Source organism: Candidatus Parvarchaeota archaeon, assembly GCA_016866895.1.
Taxonomy (GTDB): Archaea; Micrarchaeota; Micrarchaeia; order Anstonellales; family VGKX01; genus VGKX01.
The window spans coordinates 1-3,002 of record VGKX01000149.1; the positions used below are offsets into that span (position 1 = coordinate 1).

2 protein-coding genes are annotated in these 3,002 nt (G+C 47.1%); both read left to right on the plus strand.

Annotated elements, in window-relative coordinates; genetic code table 11:
• A partial coding sequence (locus FJZ26_05230) for an HAD-IA family hydrolase (protein ID MBM3229808.1) occupies positions 1–306 on the plus strand: 306 nt, incomplete at its 5' end.
• Between the two features lie 155 nt (positions 307–461).
• Entirely contained in the window at positions 462–1,061 is a 600-nt protein-coding gene (locus FJZ26_05235) for a CDP-alcohol phosphatidyltransferase family protein (protein MBM3229809.1), read from the plus strand.
• Positions 1,062–3,002: the final 1,941 nt, after the last annotated feature.

A 3,002-nucleotide genomic window follows, 5' to 3' on the forward strand; every position in this document is an offset into this window, starting at 1 on the left:
CATAAGTTGGCTTCAAAAAACAAGGCCTTGGAAAATGCACTTAGAAGCAAGATATGGCAAATATTGGAAAACCCGCACCCTGACATATATCTTCTTACAGCAAAGCTGATAGGAGAGAAGCCGGAGCACTGCATTGCGTTTGAGGATACGCTTGCCGGAGTACGGTCGGCAAAAGCCGCAGGCATGAGCTGCCTTGCAATTCCAAATACATATACAAAGAAGCAGGATTTTTCTCTTGCTGACAGGAAGTTTGCAGGCTTGCAGCAGGTATTGAAATACCTAAAAGAAATGCACAGGGAGGCTTGAAGGATAGAGCACGCGGATGCTGGAAAAATATCTTTGCCGCCCCATATTTTTTGGGCTTTGCCATAAGTTCTTTGTCATTGATTTTTTATCGTTGTTCTCTGTTGTTGTACGTTATTGTCGGCAGCTTTCTTATGGTATTTATTATTGGTGATTGAATGCTAAAATACACGGGAATTGCAAATGGTGCTTCGGCTGCGGCAGGAATGGTGCTTGCAAAACTTCCACTTGACCCAAACCACTGGACGGTGCTTTCTGTTGTTAGCGCTATGGCTGGAGCGTGGGCTGCATACAATGCCAGCCTTGCGCTTTTTGCAGCCTTAGCCGCGCTTGCCTTTGTTTGCGATTTTTTTGACGGCGCGGTTGCAAGGGCAAGGAAAAAGGAGTCAAGAAAGGGAGCGTTTTTGGACGGCGTATCCGACAGGCTTGTTGAGGCTGCAATAATTGCAGGGCTTTATTTTATTGGAATTCCCGATTTTGTGCTGCCCTCCATGGTTTGGCTGTTTTTGCTTTTGGTTTTTGGAACCTTCATGACCTCTTTTGTCAAGGCTTATTCGCAGCACACTGGCGTGCTGGACCACAAGCAGGCAAGGTCGCTGCCTGGGATTCTTGAGAGGGGGGAGAGAGTTGGACTTTTGTTTATGGCGATAGTCGCAATTCCAATAAATGCAAGCCTTGCAGGCGGCATAGTGGCCTTGGTTGCGGTGTTGTCATTTGTGACATTTGCACAGCGGGTTGCGCATGTGATGAAAAGTTAGGATGATGGGAAGGGTGCTTGGTATGGCGGCTGATTGGCTATTTGTTTTTATGCTTAAGCACTGATTTCTTATTTTGCAGGCTGTAGCGCCAAATCACATATAACGCCAAGGCAACCAGCAACGCAGCCGCAGAAACGTAGAGAAAGTCTAGTGGTTGAAGGCTGGAAAGGTTTAATCCGATAAGCTGGTTTTGAGTTGGAAATTTATTGGGCATGCCTTCCCCGATAAGTGGAATTGTCGTGTTGTCTGATGCGTTATCTTGACCTAAATTAAAAATCAAAGTTCTTTTTTCGCTTGCGAAAAGGGCATTATCGACAGTGCATTTTACAAACCACGAATAATAACCCGGGGTGTGGCCGGTCAGGTTTAGTGCCTGGATGACATCAAATGGGACACTGCGGGTGTTGATTGGCTGCTCGTTGACATATGTTTTGCAGATTGGGGGTGGATTGCCAGAAGATTGTGCATGCTGCCAAAGCACATAGGATAATTCAAGGCTGGAGCTTGGGGGGACAAACTCAAATGAGGAGTTGTTTGCAGGGCTCATTGGCTGCAGTTCATATGCCGGTTTGACGGTGAATGACCTGGAGTCTGATTTCACAGTTGCGCCAATTGGACTTTTACACTCCACATGCCAGGTAAAAGTGCCGCCTTTTAGGCCCGGGCCGTATTGGAGCGCAGATGAGGTTTTTGCGCTGTATGAATTTGAATAGACTGGTTTGCCGTTTACATAAAGCTTGCAGACAACCAACCCTGGTCTTGTTGGCAGGTATAGATTTGGCTGTATCTCATGGGATAGTGTGATTCTTGGGGCATAATCAAGGAATGCCCCTTGGGCAGGGCTTTTCATTGCGATTGCAGGAGGCCCGCTGACGTAAATCACCCTTGCCTCACTTGTGCCTTTTGCACCTGACTGGTTGGTGCAGTTTGCAAGCCAGAAATATTTCCCAGGCCCTAGGTATTTTGGGTAGTGGACAGGCTGATTGGCAAGTGCATATTCCGGCTCTTCACCCACGCCGTTGAGGATAATGCCGCACATGCCGTCTGAATGAAGAAGCGTGTAGGAAAATTCAATTGTTGAATTGTTGAATGATGAGGAATTTGCAGGAAGGTTAAGCTCCAGTTTCAAGCCTGTAGCAGGCGCCGGATTTGGCATGGAAGAATTGTTTGAGATTGAAAGCGGGGCATTTACAATAAAGTGCCTCTTTTCGCTCTCTTCATTTTCACCCTCCTGGTTTTTGCAGACAGAATGCCATGTGTGCTGGCCATTTGCAATATCCAATGAAGGGGCAAAAACCGTGCCGCTTTTCTCAAAAGCCGATGAAGAGCGCTTTTCCCCATCCACATAAAAATCGCATGCAACCTTTGAGTTTGTGGAAGAGACTGCCTTTGCACTGAAAAAAATGCCCCGGGATTGGATTGTCGAATTGTTGGCAGGCAGCTGCAGGCGTGTTGCAACAAATGACTTTGGGGACCTGACCTCAAATGCCCTGGCCCCGCCGTTTATTGTTATGCCGCGTGTGGAGTTTGCGCACTTAACTCCCCAGGAATAGCTCCCGTTATGAAGCTTGAGGGCGTATTCCACAATGCCATTTTGCAGAATATTGCTTTGCAAAATGGTTTTGTTAAGGTATAACAGGCACTGGAAAGATGCAGTGCCAGTATTGGAAAGTTCGTATCTAAGTGAGGCTTCAGGCTGTGCAAAAATAAAGCCGTTTGGCGGCATGAGAAGCTTGATTGTTCCTTGCTTATGTGTGTTTGTTAGCAAAGCGTCGCGGAATTGGAAGGGCCACGGCTTGGCATCGTACGTTGGCCAAGGCGAGCTCCATATATTGACCCTGTTGAGTTCTGATGCAATGATTTCAACATGGCCGTCGTTGTCAATGTCCACGACGCTTGGTGCTGAAAGCGGGTTTTTTGAAGTGAACTTTGAGAGCATGG

Coding starts and splice junctions, on each gene's coding strand:
- FJZ26_05235 (MBM3229809.1), top strand. CDS start 462: ATGCTAAAATACACGGGAATTGCAAATGGTGCTTCGGCTGCGGCAGGA.